General features: G+C 44.6%; 18 protein-coding genes and 1 pseudogene. 7 read left to right on the top strand and 12 right to left on the bottom strand.

What is annotated here, in order from left to right; all coding sequences use genetic code 11:
- Positions 1-80: 80 nt before the first annotated feature.
- A complete protein-coding gene (locus tag Q0852_RS22065; protein WP_299022240.1) occupies positions 81-1961 on the top strand; it encodes a helicase-related protein in 1881 nt (626 codons plus the stop codon).
- A gap of 230 nt (positions 1962-2191) precedes the next feature.
- Here Q0852_RS22065 and Q0852_RS22060 read toward each other — a convergent pair whose 3' ends face one another.
- The 3 genes from Q0852_RS22060 to Q0852_RS22050 form a co-directional block, all read right to left on the bottom strand.
- A complete protein-coding gene (locus Q0852_RS22060) occupies positions 2192-3262 on the bottom strand; it encodes a type II toxin-antitoxin system PemK/MazF family toxin (RefSeq protein ID WP_299022237.1) in 1071 nt (356 codons plus the stop codon).
- Positions 3263-3524: 262 nt separating this feature from the next.
- Entirely contained in the window at positions 3525-4445 is a 921-nt protein-coding gene (locus Q0852_RS22055; protein WP_299022235.1) for a DNA cytosine methyltransferase, read from the bottom strand.
- A gap of 52 nt (positions 4446-4497) precedes the next feature.
- The gene (locus tag Q0852_RS22050) at positions 4498-5916 is read right to left on the bottom strand and encodes a DnaB helicase C-terminal domain-containing protein (protein ID WP_299022233.1); all 1419 of its coding nucleotides are present in this window, start codon (positions 5914-5916) and stop codon (positions 4498-4500) included.
- Between the two features lie 223 nt (positions 5917-6139).
- On the opposite strand from Q0852_RS22050, the gene Q0852_RS22045 reads away from it, so the two are divergent.
- A complete protein-coding gene (locus Q0852_RS22045; RefSeq protein WP_299022230.1) occupies positions 6140-6343 on the top strand; it encodes a hypothetical protein in 204 nt (67 codons plus the stop codon).
- 179 nt (positions 6344-6522) lie between these two features.
- Positions 6523-7317, top strand: a complete 795-nt coding sequence (locus tag Q0852_RS22040; protein ID WP_299022227.1) for an endonuclease/exonuclease/phosphatase family protein — start codon at positions 6523-6525, stop codon at positions 7315-7317.
- 41 nt (positions 7318-7358) lie between these two features.
- Here Q0852_RS22040 and Q0852_RS22035 read toward each other — a convergent pair whose 3' ends face one another.
- Positions 7359-7784 (bottom strand): hypothetical protein, encoded by a 426-nt coding sequence (locus Q0852_RS22035; protein ID WP_299022224.1) that lies wholly within the window; start codon positions 7782-7784, stop codon positions 7359-7361.
- Positions 7781-8173: a hypothetical protein gene (locus Q0852_RS22030; RefSeq protein WP_299022221.1), complete on the bottom strand. Its 393-nt coding sequence runs from the start codon at positions 8171-8173 to the stop codon at positions 7781-7783. Before Q0852_RS22030 ends, Q0852_RS22035 begins: the two co-directional genes overlap by 4 nt.
- Before the next feature lie 154 nt (positions 8174-8327).
- Between Q0852_RS22030 and Q0852_RS22025 the strand changes: the two genes are divergently transcribed.
- Entirely contained in the window at positions 8328-8801 is a 474-nt protein-coding gene (locus Q0852_RS22025; RefSeq protein WP_299022218.1) for a lytic transglycosylase domain-containing protein, read from the top strand.
- Between the two features lies 1 nt (position 8802).
- Complete coding sequence (locus Q0852_RS22020; RefSeq protein WP_299022213.1) at positions 8803-9384, top strand: hypothetical protein; 582 nt, start codon at positions 8803-8805, stop codon at positions 9382-9384.
- 350 nt (positions 9385-9734) lie between these two features.
- Here the strand turns inward: Q0852_RS22020 and Q0852_RS22015 are convergent, their stop codons facing one another.
- From Q0852_RS22015 to Q0852_RS22005, 3 genes are read right to left on the bottom strand one after another with little or no spacing between them, the layout of a single operon-like run.
- On the bottom strand, positions 9735-10229 hold the full coding sequence (locus Q0852_RS22015) for a metal-dependent hydrolase (RefSeq protein ID WP_299022210.1): 495 nt from the start codon (positions 10227-10229) through the stop codon (positions 9735-9737).
- Positions 10192-10767 carry a hypothetical protein gene (locus Q0852_RS22010; RefSeq protein WP_299022207.1) on the bottom strand — a complete coding sequence of 192 codons (576 nt, stop codon included), beginning with the start codon at positions 10765-10767 and terminating at the stop codon, positions 10192-10194. Before Q0852_RS22010 ends, Q0852_RS22015 begins: the two co-directional genes overlap by 38 nt.
- A 43-nt stretch (positions 10768-10810) precedes the next feature.
- Entirely contained in the window at positions 10811-11500 is a 690-nt protein-coding gene (locus Q0852_RS22005) for a hypothetical protein (protein ID WP_299022204.1), read from the bottom strand.
- Between the two features lie 673 nt (positions 11501-12173).
- Here Q0852_RS22005 and Q0852_RS22000 point away from each other — a divergent pair.
- Positions 12174-12284: pseudogene (locus tag Q0852_RS22000) on the top strand (helix-turn-helix domain-containing protein); the annotation flags it as partial.
- Positions 12285-12334: 50 nt separating this feature from the next.
- Here Q0852_RS22000 and Q0852_RS21995 read toward each other — a convergent pair.
- The 4 genes from Q0852_RS21995 to Q0852_RS21980 all read right to left on the bottom strand — a co-directional run bounded on the left by Q0852_RS21995 (position 12335) and on the right by Q0852_RS21980 (position 16066).
- Positions 12335-13243, bottom strand: coding sequence for a glyoxalase superfamily protein (locus Q0852_RS21995; protein WP_299022201.1), 909 nt, complete (start codon positions 13241-13243; stop codon positions 12335-12337).
- A 411-nt stretch (positions 13244-13654) separates the two neighbouring features.
- Positions 13655-14059, bottom strand: coding sequence for an H-NS family nucleoid-associated regulatory protein (locus Q0852_RS21990; protein ID WP_299022198.1), 405 nt, complete (start codon positions 14057-14059; stop codon positions 13655-13657).
- A 209-nt stretch (positions 14060-14268) separates the two neighbouring features.
- Positions 14269-15378 (bottom strand): XRE family transcriptional regulator, encoded by a 1110-nt coding sequence (locus Q0852_RS21985; protein ID WP_299022195.1) that lies wholly within the window; start codon positions 15376-15378, stop codon positions 14269-14271.
- Positions 15365-16066: a hypothetical protein gene (locus Q0852_RS21980; RefSeq protein ID WP_299022193.1), complete on the bottom strand. Its 702-nt coding sequence runs from the start codon at positions 16064-16066 to the stop codon at positions 15365-15367. Before Q0852_RS21980 ends, Q0852_RS21985 begins: the two co-directional genes overlap by 14 nt.
- Positions 16067-16328: 262 nt before the next feature.
- Here Q0852_RS21980 and Q0852_RS21975 point away from each other — a divergent pair, with 262 nt between their 5' ends.
- Positions 16329-17174: a hypothetical protein gene (locus Q0852_RS21975; protein WP_299022191.1), complete on the top strand. Its 846-nt coding sequence runs from the start codon at positions 16329-16331 to the stop codon at positions 17172-17174.
- The last annotated feature ends 1474 nt before the right edge of the window (positions 17175-18648 follow it).

Genomic DNA, 18648 nt, shown 5'->3' with positions numbered 1-18648 from the left:
TAAATATGGATGTTTTCTCAGCCCTAAAACTTGAACGATGGCAAGTATTGCTGAAGATCCCGCTTTCCTATGATGATTTCATGAGCCCAATCTCAGACGCAGGGTTGATAGCGCATGGTCAGACCGTCGTATTTACCGGCCTGCTCAGCTCTCACCTTACCAGTTATTTTGTCCGCAAGTCCCCGGTACTCTCAGGCTCTATTATTGATACAAACAACCACGCCGTACGGTTCAGCGTTTTTACCTCGAATGACTCCGAGCTGGCTACATGGCTACGTGAGCACGCCGAAAAGGTTGTGACAGTGAAAGCGGTAGTAAACACCAAAAATAACCACACCTACCTCAACAGCGTGCAGCCAGTACCAATAACCCAACAGGGCAAGATCATCGCCAACTACAAGCTGCCTAAGAAACTCCAGGGCAGCTTCCACCAGTGGCTGAAAGATAACTTTGATGAGCTGCTAATTGAAACCGTCACTGCAATCCGCGAGAAAATTGCGCAACTGGGCTATTCTCCAGGCCAGTTGCGGCAACTCCTAAACGCGCAAGGCCTTACCCTGGAGCGGGTGATTGAGATGCTGCATTATCCCGGCTCGCGTCAGGACGCTGAATTAGCCAGGCAGGTAATGGAGCGCCTGATGTGCCTGCTGTTACTCAACGACACCGAGGCATCCCCCCGCCTTGCCCACCCTCTTCAAGTCTCAAGTAACTGGCAGGCATATAGCCACACCTTGCCTTACCAACTGACTGATGAGCAGGCCCAGGCAGTGAGCGGTATCCTCCATGGCGTCAACGACCGACACCCAAAATCGGTCCTGCTGGGTGATGTCGGCACCGGCAAGACCGTTGTGGCCAGCCTGGTTGTCAAATCCGTAGTCGCGGCCGGCGGACGAGCTGCCATCATGGTGCCTAACCTGGTACTCGGCGCCCAGATCTACCAAGAAATCGACCAGTTCTGGCCAGAGCTCAATATCCACTTCCTGCTGTCGGAACAAGAGCAAAAGAACTTTGGCCAGCAGGGTTACCGCACCATTGGGGATCTGGACGAACAGTTTTCGGCGGTGATCGGCACTACGGCCCTCCTGCACCACCATAACAACGTCGAACTGGACTTGCTGTGGTGCGATGAAGAACAGAAGCTGGGGCTGGAACAGAAAGAAGATACCTTGATCACCGAGGGCAGAACCCACTTGCTGCTGTCTTCGGCAACCTGTATTCCGCGCACGCAAGCCATGATGCAGTTTGGTTTTTTACCGTTCTACCGGCTCACCAAATACCACAATGACAGACAAGTTGTGACGACGCTGTTCAAGCACGACGAAATGGCCAAGGTGATCAGCCGAACCCAGTCCGTCATTGACAGTGGCGGCAAGGTGCTGATGATCTGTACCAAGAAGCACACCAGCTCCCAGCAAAGCGAAAACTCCCCCAACAATCACCGCCTTGACGCCGAGCAGCTCTACCGTGACTGGTCGGCATTCTATCCGGGCAAAGTCGTCCTGAGTCATGGCGGGCTGTCGAAGACCGACAACGAAACCGCGCTCAATGCCATTAAGCAAGGACCGGCGCAGCTGCTTGTGGCCACGACCCTGGTCGAAGTCGGGATCACCATCCCTGGGCTGATGTATGTCGTCGTGCTAAACCCGGAAAACCTCGGCGTCGTCACCCTGCACCAGATCCGCGGTCGCGTAGCTCGCCAGGGAGGAACCGGTTACTGTGATTTACTGCCAACCCGTGACATTAGGCCCGATACCAAGGCTCGGCTTGATCTGCTGGTCAATCATGCCGACGGGTTCACACTGGCCGATGCTGACCTCAAGATGCGAGGGATGGGTGATATCGGTGGTGGTGAGAATCAGTCTGGGACAACAAGAGGGTTGCTGATTGACTGCCAGGTCGATGTAGGACTGATGGAAGAGATGATTACATGGGTTGAATGTGATGAGGAAATGAAGAAATGATAGGACTTTTGATGTTTGGACTAAACTGGTTGAGGGTTGTGATAGTTAGTTTTACCCCAAAAAGCAAAAACCTCCCAAAGGGAGGTTTTCACAATCGTTCAATTTATCGGCAAGCACTTCAACTTTAGTAGAATCTGCGCGTCGCAGGGATGAAGCCGTTTCATTTACTCCCCACCTGTTAATTTCAGTATATGTATTAAAAGCCTAAAGTCAACTTGAATTAGTAAAAATCAGTCAGTTTCAAGCAGTTCCATGTAATTGCGAATTTCCTCTCGAATTTCCTCTTCGAGCTCATTTATGTTTTTTTGCGAGATCTGATTTTTCCAGTCAACCATGATTTCAAACAATGCGTCAAACTGCTTCTTCGTCTCTCGAAGGGCTTCTAGCTCAGTCTTATTTGTAGCTAATTGTCCTCCCAGAAGAGTTAATCTTTCTTGATTTTCTTTGTTTTCATTAAGCAGCTGAAGTCGGTCAGTAAAGTACTTATGTCTCTGTTTTTTTATTTCTTCATAATCACCGCAACCAACAGCATAGTTTAAGGCTGTTGCTAGAGAAGACTCATCGAGCTTAGATAAACGATGCGGGTATTTTGAATTACGGTATATTACCTCTTTTTTACCATGAATGTTCACTGACATTGGTGGTAATACCCGCGACATAGAAACAGTCTGAGCCATCCCACAGAGAGCATAACTCCTAATATCTTCGTCATTGTAGGCTGTAAGTGCTTCCAGGGACTCATAAGATAGCTCAAAGATTGTTTTATCTGATAAGTCCTGCTTTAGTGATGAAATAGGAACAACACGAACTGTTGTACCTTTGAGGCCGAGGACGATACAAAGACGCCGCTTATGCATCTCTCCACGATGCAGCATATCTGGGTATCGCTTGTTCGAAGCCAGCTTTCCGCAGCTCTTTTTTATACTTTGCTCGTACCCAAATTCAACTTCAACCAAAGTGCCTCGCTGAATACGTTTACTTATATGCTGTTTATTTGATAGTTTTGACCGTGTTTTAAGTAAAAACTCTTCTCTTAGTGAGCTTTTACGAGGCTCTAGATAGACATCTATCTGATAATCATTGCCGTGTTCAACACGTAATACTTTCCAGCGATGATTTTCAGTACCCTCGAAACACTTTGTTAGTGAGACCGATGCGATATCTTTACGTGTGTCAGGAAATAACACCTGAGTAATTTTTTCAGACCTTTCAGTACCCAAGAGTTCGATTTGCTCTTTCTGTCCATCAGCCTCATCTATCACTTTAACCAAGTGATAATTAATTATCATTTCAAGCGCCATTTATCTTTAAGTATCCATTTCCTGACGAAATAAGTATACATTATACCAACTTATTACCACGTAACGATTTTTTATGGATAATTAAAGCCAAAGATCACCTAATATGCACAGCCAGAATGCGCCAATACCATTACTCCTGTTTCGCTGTCTCTGATAATGACTGCTCCATAAAAGATTGGTTGAGCGCAGTACGGACGAAGCGGGTAGTTTTCTGGAGTAATGTTAGTAACATCTTTTACTTCCATCTGTTCATTTTTCCAAGTTAAGCAGCTTTTAGAACCGCAGTTGTGACCTCTTTGGCCATTAATGGCGGAACCGCATTCCCTATCATCATTTTTGTCAGGGTCTTCGACTTAGGCCACTGATAATAAGGTTCAAAAGTTTGGGCTGCCGCCAACTCTGTAATGTTCAGTGGACGGATTTTGTCACCGATGACTAAGGAGTGCTTGTTGTTGGTTGTAACCGTCCCAAGGGGCTTGTCGATAGAGCGGCCGCTTCTTGCTGTTCCATAAGCCGCATCAAGAAAGATCTCACCGAACTGGCGACGGCCGTTACGGATACGCCTCTTTGTTGCCTCTACCCGGTTAGCCACTAGATCCCACTCATGACCAGCCATATTGGTATCAATAAAACTACGCGCCGCTACATGCTCACGTTTGGGTAACTGTAATGTGATCGGGTTCTTCGAGCGGGTGGCGACAATGAACAACCGATTCCTGCTTTGGGGTACACCCAAATCTGCCGCATTTACATGATTGATAGAAAGTGCATAACCTAGTGTTTGCATGGCGCTGGCCCAAGGCTTATATAGCTCCCAGTCAAGGAAGTCACTTACATTCTCAATGATGGCGATGGGTGATCTGTGTGATTCCAGACAGCTCACAACAGCCCATGCTGTTGATCTGCTTTGATCCGCCTTCTTCGTTTTTCGCTTCTTACCGGCAGCACGAGAGTGGCCCTGACAGCAGGGACTGGCAAACACAATGTCATGCTCAGGAACCAGAGACCAATCAGCCTGCTGCAGATCCTGGCATAAATGGATCGTATCTGGATGATTAATTGCGTGATACTCGACGGCAACTGGATGATGGTTAGCTGCCCAAACAATGTTAACGCCCGACATCTTAGCGCCGGCTGAAGTGCCACCAGCACCAGCAAAAAGATCAATGGCTTTTACGCTCATTCAAGACCCCCACTGTGACCTGTTGAAATTAAATAAAGACCCCGTTAACGGGTTAGTTAATAAAATCAATCCCGCGGCTTTTACCATTTGCACCACTCTTCTCGCTGTCCGTCACCGACGACTTTCCCGCATAGACTTCAGCCAGCGGTTTTTGTTTCGGCGGTGTTGGAACAGCACTGGTATCAACCATGCGGTTGGCATTGTCCTTGATCCGACAGTACTGCCCTTCAAAGAGCAGGTTATAGCTACCAATGGCGGCTTTTCTGGCCTTGCCGACAATAATCTCGGCTTCACCGGGACGGTCAGATGGGTCGTACATTTCAGGCCGGTAGATAAACATGATGATATCGGCATCCTGCTCAAGTGAACCGGACTCACGCAAGTCACTGTTCATTGGCCGCTTATCGGTTCGCTGTTCAAGGCTACGGTTAAGCTGGCTCAAAGCAAAAACAGGGCAATCCAACTCTTTTGCCAGTGCCTTCAGTTGACGGGAGATCTCACCGATTTCTAAGTTTCGATTGTCAGTCTTAAGGGTTTTTGAAGTCAGCAGCTGGATGTAATCCACTGCGATACCACTGAGCTTTCCATGCTCACGTTTAACGGCCCTGGCCTGACGGCACAAGTCTTCAACCGGCATCATGGTGTCATCGATCAGGAAGTTATAATCGTTAACACGCCCTACCGCGTCGGAATAGCGCCCCCACTCTTCATCGGTCAGGGATGCGTTTCTCAGGCTATTCAATGGGATACTGGATAGATTGGCCATCGCGTTCTCTGCAATGGATTCACCAGACATTTCCAGCGAGAAAAACAGAAAAGGATCATCAGCCAGGTAAGAGGTATTGAGCATCATATTGAGCGTCAATGTGGTCTTGCCATGGGATGGCCGTCCGGCAACGATGATATAGTCAGCCGGACGGAAACCGCCAAGGTCAGCATCAAGCATGTCATACCCACTGCGGATCCCCAGGGAGCCCTCACCACTGAGCACCAATTCAAGGTTATCCATGGATTTGGCTACAGCGTCGGTCAGCGTCATACAACCACTACCCGCAGCTTGCTTTTCGACCTTGCCAAGCAGCTGGCTGTTGTGGGCAATAACCTCATCGCAGTCAATACCGTTCTGGAGATCGTTAATGCAGATATGCAGGCCTGCCGATAGCTCCTGCGCACGGTAATAGCTATTTAACTGGTCGATGTAAGTGCCCACGGCGTCAATCGACACGCTGACGCTAAGACACTCAGAAAGAAGCTGATCCACAGCGACCAAATCCAGCTGCTGGCTGACTGCTTGACGAAGCGATGCCGTATCAACCACCAGCCCTTTGGTATCCATTTCAAACACTGCTTTTAACAAGGTTTTAAGGATCGGATGGTTTACCCAGTTCAGCGAAATCTGTTCTCGGATTTCGGGGACCGACTGTGGCGCTGTCAGGCACAAACCAAGGAGCTGATTGGCTGGATGATGCATGATGAATACCCCATAGAAATTTCATAGGGATATACATCATTCGCTGCATCAATTAACAGGTAGCTAAGCACACCATTTTGCGTCACATGTTACGTGCTGACCACTCAGATAAAACAGATATAACTAACTGTTTTTGTTCAAAATATCGGTGATTTTTGGTAAAATAAAGGTTAGGCAGCAATTGCCGAACAACGCATTTATTGACCCATCGGAGGCTATATATATGAAGATGAAAGTGATGAAAAATTGCGCAAAAGTTCTTAAAAAGAGACTGGAGGGCCTGAATCTGTCAGGAAAGCGTTTTGATATCAAAAAAACCTTTAATATCAACAACTTAATCAAGGGAGGGGAAGCATCAGGTAAGCTGCCTAGCAAGCTACGCAATGCGCAGTGCAGCTTACCTGATGCTTCCCCATATGTCAATTAGATCAATCTGTTACAGTATACCATAAAACACCCCATACCTCACCCACTTCCCCAAACCTCATTGCTCTTTTGGCTGCACAAAACCACTGAACGACTTTGGAATGAACCTCATGAAATGATTCTCGTATTGCCCAAATTATGGTGTATCACTATTACTGTATATTCACAAAGGTGCTTAATATGAAAAGAATTTTCTTAATTGCCCTGCTACCTTGCGCGGCACTTGCCGGTGATTTTGATTACCGGGCTATCGGCTATAACATCGAAGGCGGCTATAAGCCAGATGCTGAACTAAACACAGTAACCCAATACATCAAACAACTGGGCCCAGCCGACATCTATGCTTTATCTGAAGTTACTATAAGTTGGCAACACTCCCTTGCAGAAGCAGCAAGTCAGCTCGCCGGTGCTCATTTTCACTGGGTGGCCACAACAGGAGCGATAGAATCAACTGACAGCCTCGCCATTCTCTATAACACTGACAAGTTCTCTCTAATAAAAACCCTCGAACTTAACAACATTAAACCGGGGAAGTATTCCCGTGCCCCACTGGCTGTGCTTCTAAAGGATAATCGGACAAGCGATACCTTCTATTTCATGGTGAATCACTTTGATCGTAAGCATGCCGATCGCCGCCAAGAGCAGGCACGCAAGCTCAATGAATGGGCACAAACATCAGAGTACCCGGTGGTGGCAATGGGCGATTACAACTTTGATTTTGAAGTAACAACCGGCGAAACCAACACTGCATTTAAGTTATTCACTAAAGATGATGTGTTCACTTGGGTAAAACCCCAAGAACTGATTAAATCTGGTTGCCATGAGGACTATAACAGCATTCTCGACTTTGCTTTCATTGCCAACGGGGAGGAGCTAACAGCCAGTTCAACCATCCGTTTCCCAGAGCCGGAATACTGCATGGACGATAGCCAACGTCCCGACCACCGCCCAATTGAGTTGATGTTTAGCCTTTAGTCTAACCAGCGCGCATCCAAATCATTAACGGCCGCAGCCAGCTAGTCATATCGACTCGTCAGCTGCGGCACCTCAACCATGATCTCGGCCTCTCCCTCTGCCGCATAAACCGTTTCGATTGGAATGTGCATCGCCTGTGAGCCATTCTCACCAAGATCAATCGTTAGCTGTCGGGTCTGCCCAGGGTGGATGGTTGTGGTCTCAATTTTAATGGGAAAATCAGCGTCACGGCTTAGGGGCACGAAGTAGACCAGCTGGTCACCGTTGTAGACAACAGTGCGCAATTTACGATCAAGCCCAGCTATTGAAATGACAAAAAGATCATTATGTGCAGGGAGGATCATCTGTGAAGACACGGCTTCGATGCCCTGCCCTTGGGCACTCTTATACTCTAGCTCTACCACTTTGGCTTGCGATACAGAGGACATCACCATAGCCAAAGCAAATATTGCGATACTTCTCATCATGAAAAGTATACGACCAGCCAGTTCGGCTTGATGTGGTGGTACTTACCACTGGGTAGCTGGATCATTTTGCCACCGGTGATATCGGAAATATCACGCATCGCGTCATTAACTTCGCGCACCTTGGCATCCAGGCTGTAAACATCCTCAACAGTGATATAAGACGGCAACACGTTCGCATCCTTGGCAACGGCATTGAGCATCGCTTCACATGAACCGATATCAACGTTGTTATTTAGCAACGAGGTTTGGCACTTGATATAGCTACCAACAACCTTGTCGGTTAAATAGTCGCTGCTCGACACGGCGTAGCCCGAATACAGCGCCACACCGGCCACTAACCCACATACTAGACGCACCTGATTGCTCGACAATGCTTTTAACCTTGGCATAACGGTTTGCTCCTTGTTGATTGCATATCGTTAGTCTGGATGCCATGAAGAGATGAGTGACTAATTAGTGGGCTAATTTTGCTTGTTTAATCGGTATTTTTTGCGTCCTGATGGTTAACACTAGTCTCTGTTGATGAATAACAGGACTATGGGCATGTTTTTAGATACACCGGTAGAGAAGCTACCTACAGAACCTATCTCGCACTACGAGCGCTGTACCGCGGTTGACAAGGCGGCAAAAGCCAAAGGTGTGCCAAGAGACTACTTGAATCTGCTGGTAGTCAGCGAGGGTGGTAAAAAGGGAACGGCCGTTCTTAATAAAAATAAAAGTTGGGATTTGGGTCCTGCGCAAATTAATACTATTCATGCTAAGTTTATTGAAAAGAATTATCCCGGTAAAACATGGCGTGATGTTGCATACGACACTCAACTTAATATAAATATCAGCGCAGATATCTTCAAACAATGCCTCCGCCATCACACCGTGGACTCAAATATATGGGAGGCAATCGGATGCTACAACAGTAAAACCATCAAGTATAAAACCAACTACTTACTCCGTACCATGCGAGTTTGGGATTTCATTCGAAAGAATTCTGACCGCAACTGCTCAACATACTGGGGATAATATGACGATTGTAATTGTTGATGATGGCTGTATTGGAACCCTATTAAAAGACCGTATTCATTACAAGAACTGCGATTTAAACGTTGTAATTGCAAAAGATATGAATGAACTATCGTCTCACATACAATGTGATACGGTAATTGTCAATTTAGACCATGGTCCAATACTCATGGCGCTCACTGAAATTAAGCACTTTGTTAGAAGGAATCCGCAGGCAGAGATCTATTCCCTCAGCCGATATGTTGACCGTCCTTTTGTTGATAAATTAATGCGATATGCTGGCATTATTGAATGCTACTGCCCTAACCAATCCGGTGATGATGTCCTGTCGATGATCGATAGGCTGACCGAGCCTCGACTACGTAATGCTCGTAAGTTTGGAGTCACGGACGAGGCTTGTCGCTTTTTATTGGGGCTTGACGGTAAAGATGCTGATATTGTCAAAATGTTGTCGGAAGGGGATAAAGTCAAAGAGATTGCCGATGCTGTGAAATGCTCCGCGCATCGAGTCAGAGAACTTCAAAGTGATATCCAGGGAATACTCCACTGCAAGAATAAAGAGCTCAGGCATCTTTTTGGTTAATTAACATTGATTAGCCACCCAAACCATCCGGCAAATAGATAAGACCCGGCCAATTCATTGATGCGATGAATAATACATAAATATTATTTCTGTGATTCAGACATGATTTTAAATTGGGTTAATTTATAAATGAGTTATTTCTGACGTTTTTTACATCTTGTTTTTTATTACCTATCAACATACTACTTTCGTTATCTTTTAATTTATTTCAATTACGATACTTCTTTTTTATATCAATACATAATCTCTGTACCCTGATCGCCTGAGTCACTCATTAATGAATGTGACAAGGTACGAAGCGCCCGAACAGGCAGGCGTATCTGTGTTATTTAATTTGATTTCCTTTCCAGTTAATTCGTCCATACAGTCCATCCCATCAGCAACACACAGCTCGCCGTTGTTAACCACTCCACCAGCCCATTACGGGCAACTTTCAGTGGCAAGTGATATCGCTGACCAAACGGCCAAAACAGGTTCACACCAGCCTTGGTAGCCATGTCGCCAACAAGGTGCAACAAGTAACCAAAAACCAGAGCGTTGATGTAAGGCAGGGACAATGACTGCGCCAGGTAATATAGCCCAACGGCAGCGAGCAAACTATGCAATGCACCGCGGTGACCGAGCAAAGCGTGTAGAGGTATCGAGATAAAGGGAACCAGCCGACCAACGCGAGATTTATGGTGATCCACATCGGGGAGTAATGCCGCAATCAAGGCTACGATCAAACCTGGCCAGTCCATCCAGGGAAAAAGCTCCGGCAGCTGGTACATGCAAACCACATACAGGCTGCCGGTTGTGAGCTGGTGATTAATTGCCTGCATCGACGCGTTGCTCAAGGTTGTCATACGCCTGCTGGGCGGCGATGCGTGTCGAGTTGTCTCGTGCCTGTTTGACTTGGTTATTCGTGTCATAAGGCATAAAAACCAGTACATAAGAGCGATAAGTCGCCCCTTCCTTCAACAGCTTGCTATCAACCACTTCGTAGCCTGATAAATCCGCCTGTTTAACAAGCTTGTCGATGGTTTGCTCCGCTTCGGTCTGCAGACGCTGGTTGTCACCCGTACCGCTCTCTCGGCTAAAGCTGCGCTCGTTACCGGAAATCAACTGCTGGTATTGCTTTGCCAGTGCAAACTCGGCATCCATCTTTGCCTTGGCTACAGCAAACTTCAGTGTAGAACTGGTGGATGTGCCCGCGGCATAAAAGCCGTTATCTGTCGGCTGCGGTACGGTGACATACCATTCTGGGGTACTGTCAATGACCGAATCTACTCGTTCTTCCTTCGCTTCCTGTTGGGCTTGCTGACGTGCATAGTGCTGCTCAACCGGCGTTGAGCTACAACCAGCAAGGGCCAGGGCAAATGCAATCATTGTAAATTTCTTCATAGTTCACCTCATTGAATGTAATTGCTGTTGTCACAGTCCTACATCAACGGCCGCGTGAAAAAAGGCGATACCCCAAGAAAGTGACTAGATTTAACGACATCAGTATTAAAAAAATAGGCAATATAAGTGAAATTGCTAGAGACATCTGAGACTTAACAAAGTTTACTCCTGGCTCAACAAACTGATACAGGACAATCAATGATGTGGAAAAACCGGCAATCACAATGCTGACTAGAAAGAACGCGAGTGAAGTAACGCCGAGGGCAGCCTGCTTGATGTCGGCCCACGACGGCAACATATGAAGCATAATGGAGCTGAGCAGCCAGCAATAAACTATCCATCCAGCGTCTATGTTTGTAGTTTTGTCCACTATGTACTGGCCAAGTGCCTCGGCGTTGGTCGGCAGTGAGAAACCGAACCATTGTGTGATCCCCCAAATAGCAACCGTTCCTGATACAAGTGGGGCTAAAGAGATAACCACACGTTTAAGCATGTCGGTCAAACTGTTGGAGGTAAGGTACTCGACATACCCGAGGGTGCCATTTACTGGTGGCTGGAACCAGCAAACCTTGGTCACTTTCTTCCCCATCAATTTGCAAAATATAAAGTGCCCAAACTCATGCACCGGAACGCCAATGATTCCAGTGATATAGACAAGTGGCTTGCCGAACGGGGAACGGTAAGTGAAGTGCTGAATCACGATTATGGCCAAGATCAGAAGCAGAAATTCCATTATTAACACGCATCAAGAAGGGTTTGTGATGCAGTCTATGCTAACTGTTCAGGAAAGCTATCGATTAGGAAGTGAATTTTGGCCATTTAATTGGGTTTATGTAGATTAGGATTACAGAGGGACTTTGTCGTTCCAGCATACTAGCGCCCAAATTGAACACTCAACAAATAATCTTCGCTATGTGTGGGTGAGGAATAAATTTACGAAAGGGTTACCAAAAAAGCTCAATGAATTTTACATTGAAACAAGCGTTGGTATCTCTAATGAAGCATCTTTGGCAGTTGCAGCAAAATTGTTTAGTGAACCAGCAACAGATAGTGTTGATGAAGCGACTGAGGAGCCTATCCGAATATGGCATACTAAAGTTAGTCGCTAAATCCACATAAAGCAATCAAGGTCATGCGTTACACTCGGCTGTATTGGTATGTAGTCCGGTGTGTTTGGTGAGTTCATCGTGGCACACCTTATTGCAGGCGTTATTACTCATGGAGGAAGAATGTACTTTGTAGTGATGTGATGGACGCCCCTCCAACGGCGTCAATGCACCAAAATTAAGTTGTTACTGCTTAATTCAATGAAAAGGAGCGACCATCATGTCTATTAAGAACGCGCAAAAGAGCTCGGAAAATATCGCGGCCGCGCAGCTGACGAAGATAAACACAGAAAGGTTAAGTACTTCCGAGAAGATAAAGGGTTAAGCATCGCTGAAACCGCAGAGGCAACTGGATATAGCCGTTCACAGGTATGCAGGATCCAGCAAAAATATCGGTCTGAACAGGTGTAGGTATTAAAAGCCCCAATTATCAACGGGGCTCATAACTTGCTTGGAAACTACTACATATACAGCCGATCGTACTCTGAATTAAACCTAGAAACAGCACATTTGGTGGTATATCTAATTATGTCTTCAACTATTTGCGATGGTTCCTCGTCGAGTGGCTCTCCTGTAAGCTCCACAGCAAACTTCCAGTAGATCGCACACATATCAAACGTCCAATTTGTCCGATTGATTCTCAAGTTTCTAAAATCATCATTATTGTCGATCGGCGGCTCACTATCTAAATAAAACAACCAATCGACTAGTTCTCTCATCAGCTGCTTAGTTAGTGTAACTGGTGGCCTAGAGCCGTCCCATTCCGGTATGTGCAATTCTTCATTTACAGCGAATACCAGGTTGTACTCTTTTTCATTAGCCTTGTGATTTATCGTTGAAACACTGAAGAAACCAAACTCTTCGAGCTTTTTCATTAGCAAAATATGCTGAGCAGGAGAAGATACATTGATAACTCTGTACACATAGCCCTGCTCATTTCTGATGCCGTATTTGATTTGAAAATCAATACCTTTCAAATCAAATGGCTGTCGAACTAACATCTCAAAATGCTTAGGAAGTGCTACTTCTGGCAATGTTTCAATGTAGTTTACCAATTCATAATCACAACCAGCCTTTAGCACACCAGGCATAGTTGTGGATGAGACCATCTGGCTTGGCGAACGAACTATTTCAACTAGAGGCAGAGATGGAGAACTAGCTTCTGCTTTTATCTGAGCAATAGCTTTGTGCCAACTTAGATTGACGCCATTCTGGACAGCGATGAGATCAAGTGCTTTTGAGTAGCTAAGCTTTTCACCTTTAGCTTTTGCCGCCGCTTTGAGCTTCTTAGCATCGGCTCGGCAAGACTTAACATTTCGGCCAGAAGGGAAAAGAAGGTGATCGGTTTGGTCTGCTTTGTGTTTTGACATTCTACAAATCTCCATTCAGGTATTTGCGTGCAGCCGCCAACACACCCAATGAAAATTGTGTGAATAAAGGTAGTATATTGTCGATTTGCTGATCTGATGCGATCTTCGCCGTAGGCGGCTAACAGGGTGCAAAAATCCCAGACGCTATGATGCCATAACTGACTGATTGCTGTCCAATTATTAGATTTGGCGTTGTTTTATGAAAAAACAAAAAAATGTTGAATCGTGTTTTTATCGCTCAGGTTATCCTGCTATCAACAAAAACAAACGTAGGTAGTTATATGAGCGAGTTAACACAATTGTTGATTGCAATCGCAGCAGTAATTGGCGCACTGGCACGCCTAATCATTGCGATAAAAACAAAAAAGTCAGAGTAATGTCATAAGGGCCCCGCTCCCGGGGCCCCTCACATTAAATCAGGAAATCATCTAGTAATTTGCCTTCATCTAACAAACGCTTCAGGTCTGAAGGGGTACGCCCCTGGCCTGTCCAAGTTTTTTCTTCACCGTTCTCATCAGTGAACTTGTATTTTGCTGGGCGAGGAGCACGCTTAGCTTTTGGTTTAGATGAGCCGGCTAAAGTAGCTAGCAACTCTTCTGGGTCAATACCGTCAGCGATCAGCATTTCACGGTAAGCATTTAGTTTTTCTTCTTTTTCTTTTTCTGCCTGACGAGATTCAGCTTCTGCTTCTTCGCGTTCAGCTACTACAGTTTGAAGCTTCTCAAGCGCTTCCTGCAGCTGTTCAAGTGTGAATTCGTCACGAGCAGCTGCTCGTAGTGATCTAAGATTTAGCAGTACTTTAAATGTGTCGCTCATAATTCAGTTATTTAATTGAAAATTAGGACGACATTTTACACTAAATCAGTGTATTGAACTAACTCTCCGCTCTTGCATTCACCAGGTCACCCACAACACCTGCCCTAGAGTAGCTTATCCACATCATTCCCTACTTTTTAGTCACTGAAATTGTGGACAAAAAAAAAGCTCAACAATGTAGCTTGCTGAGCTCTTTTTGAAAAATGGTTTTATACAGACCTTAAATGTGCCTTTGGAACACTCAACATATATCTATTAATTAGAATATCTTCTGTTAGTCCACTTGCTTTAAGAAGTGTCTTCCAAGTATAGAAGTCAAGCATGTTTATAGCACTCTGTATCATACTTGGTTGTTCTAATGAAAGTTTATCATCATTTTCTTCAACCTTTGTTTGGCCACTTCTATTAAGGTATGTGAAACCTGATTTAGCTTTCTCAGGTGTAATTAAACCAAGTTTGTTGGCTCTATAAATAAGAGCTTTGTAACTCACACCCCATCTTAATTTCATCTCACTAAGAGCATCCCAGTTGAAGTTACGTCCCCGCATTCTAGGAAATTCAGCACTAAATGATGCTCTCGGCATAAGAAATGCGCTAGCAAAATTATTGGCTTGCTCTTCTGTTTTTCTACATCCGGTTTCAACACCTTGATGCATGACCAAATGGCCTAACTCGTGCGCGACATCAAAACGTAATCGACATGGGCTTTGTTTCGCGGTATTTCTGACAATAAGGGGCCTACCATTAAACAATGAAAAAGCATCAACTTTATCGTCGACTTCTTTAATATTAAGAACCAGGCAACCAATGACTTCAGTCAGTTTTATCATATTAGAAATCGGGCCTAGCCCCAAACCGAGATCACGTCTGAATTTTTCTGCTAAACCTTCAATTTGAGCTACTGAACTAATATCAGTGTCGCCTATGTCTGGGATCCTAATTTCAGGAAAATCGATTTCTTCTTCGAGGTGTCTGACGAAATGATCGTCAAACATCTCTACTTGGGACATAACCGTTTTCTTCAGAGTTTGTGTTGAAGTTCTTAAGCTTCGGAAGTGACATTGTTCTATTTCAATAGGTCTTTTTCTAGCACTAAAGAAAAAGCTCTCTGAAACTTTTAATAATTCTGCTAGCTTGGCAAGTTGCTCATCGGATGGGGTTGCCCCAACCTCAAGCTTATGAGCATATTGTCGAGTTACTTCTAGAGCTTCACCAAGCTCGACAAGCGACTTCCCTGCCGCAAGCCTTGCTAGTCTTAGTTGATCACAGTTGTAGCTTTCGCCAGCATGATTCTGTGAAAATAAATTAGTCTGTTTCATCAATTACATCGTCTTCGCTTTTTTTGCGAACAAGTGCTGGTTCAGGTAACTCTACGGCCTCAGCTCGTTCCGCATAAACCGGAGCATGGGCTGTATCTTCGTTATGCCAGATGCATAAAGGATTCTGATTTAAATCATAGCCGACTAAAGTTGCCTTTAAATCAGGGAACTCATCTTCCAAATCTTGTGTTACGAACAAACGCCAAGCAACAACTTCAATAGAACGTTCATTATCTAAATCAAAGCCTAGCTGCATGTTCTCAACAGAATTTGGCTTAAGACGATGTCCCTTTTTAGGACATTCGTAGTCATCATAAATATACTGAATAGGCGTGTTGCCGATCTTGAACGTAAAATCCATCGTTGCATTAGCAAGACTCACCCAAGGCAAACTTTTATCCAAAGTAAGTTGTTGGAATAAACCTTGTACCCTGCCGTAACGCAAGCAACCTTGAGTCCAACGTGTATCATTCTCTGTGCTGCTATCATTAATGCCGTCCTGAACGGCATCTAGAACACGCTCGCAAATCAAGTGAAGTCGTTCATCTGTTAAGTCTTCTGCAAATTCGGATGGCAGATTTGAAATCATAAACCCTCTAATAATCAATGCGGCAAAGCCAAAACTTTGCATTTGGTGTGAAATGTCAACCAGTATAATCTTGCAAAATTTAACTTTTGTCAACCACATAAAACAGTAATACCGCCTTGATGAGATCGTTCAACTGCAGACATCGGTGTTATTAGACAAGCCACAAAAAAACAAGCGGCAAATATTGCACATTTGAATGCAATAGGCAAATTTTGCCGATTGACCTTGCCACTCTTCTTTTTATCATCTAGAATCGTAAGCATTCAAATTCCCACAATTATTTTTTGGAGTGAAAGCTATGAGTTGTAGGACGATAAAACCAATCAGAAGTCGCGCTCAGTTGGGTTTGAAGCAAGCTGAAATGGCAAAATTAATCGGCTACTCTGATCGTGCTTACAGAACCGTTGAAGCAAAAGGCGACGATGCACTTCCTGTTTTTCAATTCGCGAGCACATTTTTGTTTGATGAGCGTATTAAAAATTATCCAATCATTGAGGAATGCGATGAATTCATAGATGAAGATATGTTTAATGATGATTTTGATGATGCTGGCGTTATGAAGGTTGGTGATCGTGGTTTTGATTTACTTACTCTGACGGCTGCGCCACATCAAGACACAGCAGCACCACTATTTCGCTCATATTCATTAACTTTTGAGGGGTATCAAATATTAAACCAACTTCTGCAAGAAGGGGCGACGGATGAGATGATGGAAAAGATCATTGATTTCGTTAAAAAGATGCGTAGCGGCAAGTCTAAAAAAGATGTACGCTTTTACCGTCTTGATACTCAAACCTACGGTATTGCTATAGAGCAATACCCCGCTGAAAACGACTTTCTCGGTAGCGTCAAATTGATAATGAATGTCAATCCGTCAGATCGTGACGAAGTCTTTCAATACTACCCTGAAACGGCCTGCAACAATGGACGGATCGTAATCGGAGATTTCAATTTTTGTGCTTTTGGGGATTTATTTGATGATAGTTCGTACGAAGAAGGCTGGCGAAATACAATGTCAAAACGCTGCTTTGGTATTGTACTCGGTAAGTATATGGGACGAATTCTGCGTAGAATGTACACGCTATCACAAATAGAAGAGCTCACTCCTGCATATATTACGAAAGCGGCTGCTTTACTAGCAAAAATTAACGCTGAGCATAAGCTGCTAACTGATGAGCTAATTAAGTTTGTTAACCAGAGAGCATAATTATAATTGTTGATTGGGTTAAGATGATCCTCATAATTCACACGAATCCTGGCAAATCGTCCCAGATGACAATCTTAGAATCACATGAATCTGACTGAGCCAGATATTTTAGTCATATGGGTCTAACCAAGCCTGGTTGATGCCAATTTAGGCCTGTTGGAGATGCTAATCCTGGGGTCACTCGATGATTCGGAAAAGATTGTACGCTAAGAACATAATTTTATGATTTTTAAGGATAAATCAACATAATTCGGTTAATTGTATGTACTTGTGACCGCATGGTGATCACAGGCCCGGTTACCCGCAGCCTGACACGATTTTGAGACAAAAGGGTGTCAGTAACTTTACTAATTTAGAAGAACATGAATTAGCTCAAGGTAATGTATCGAAAACCAGCATTAACATCCTGTGAATGAGTTTCAGATCTAAAAGAGAATGGAGCATTTCCGTGATAGGAAATGCGACCACGAAAGTTCTTGACCGCCAATGTGGTGGTTTGGTTGATTATTAATCATAAAAAACTTTAATACATTTTATGAGATTTCATGCTCTCCGATACTATCCGGTAGCTAATGATGATTATCACTTTAGAGTTCTATGCGAAGACAGGTTTCCTGGAACGACAAAGTCCCTCGGTGGAAATCACATCGGTACAGTTTAAACTCACCATGCGTTGCTGAGGTACTTCAGCTGATCCATGTTAGCGTACCTATTTTTGCTGCCACCAATATACAAACACAACACACATTTTTACACGGTCAAGACCATTTTGAGCTTTGCCGATTTTTACTACCACCAAATATACAAACCCAGATCACATTTTTACACGGTGAAGACCGTTTTGAGCTATACCTATTTTCACTATCACTAATATACAAACCAAGCTCACACTTTTACACGACGAAGTCCGCTTTGAGCTATACCTATTTCACCGTCACTAATATACAAACCAGGCTCACACTTTTACACGGTGAAGAACGCTTTATACTGTAACAGTATGAATTTGTTCGAATTATGATCACCATTGCTCTTTTCTCCCCTATAGATCCATTTATAGAGCCAAAAACAGATTAGATCCTACTCAAATCTGACTATCGTTTATCAATTAAATAACGATGTTCAGCAACGACTATCGTTTGTTGATTAGAAACTGGCGTTCTGGCCAAGGCTATCGTTTGTCGATTAGATATCGGGGTTCAGCATCGGCTTATCGTTTGTAAATTGGAAACCGGTGTTCAGACCCTGCCTATCGTTTGTCGTTTAGAAACTGGCGTTCAGCACCGACTATCGTTTGTAGATTGGATATCGTGGTTCAGCACCGGCTTATCGTTTGTCGATTAGATACCGGGGTTCAGCACCGGCTTATCGTTTGTCGATTAGATACCGGGGTTCAGCACCGGCTTATCGTTTGTAAATTGGAAACCGGTGTTCAGACCCTGCCTATCGTTTGTCGTTTAGAAACTGGCGTTCAGCA

The sequence above is a fragment of the uncultured Photobacterium sp. genome, from assembly GCF_947502415.1.
Taxonomy (GTDB): Bacteria; Pseudomonadota; Gammaproteobacteria; order Enterobacterales; family Vibrionaceae; genus Photobacterium.
The sequence above is the reverse complement of the archived record's forward strand: the minus strand, read 5'-3'. Positions and strand labels throughout refer to the sequence as shown.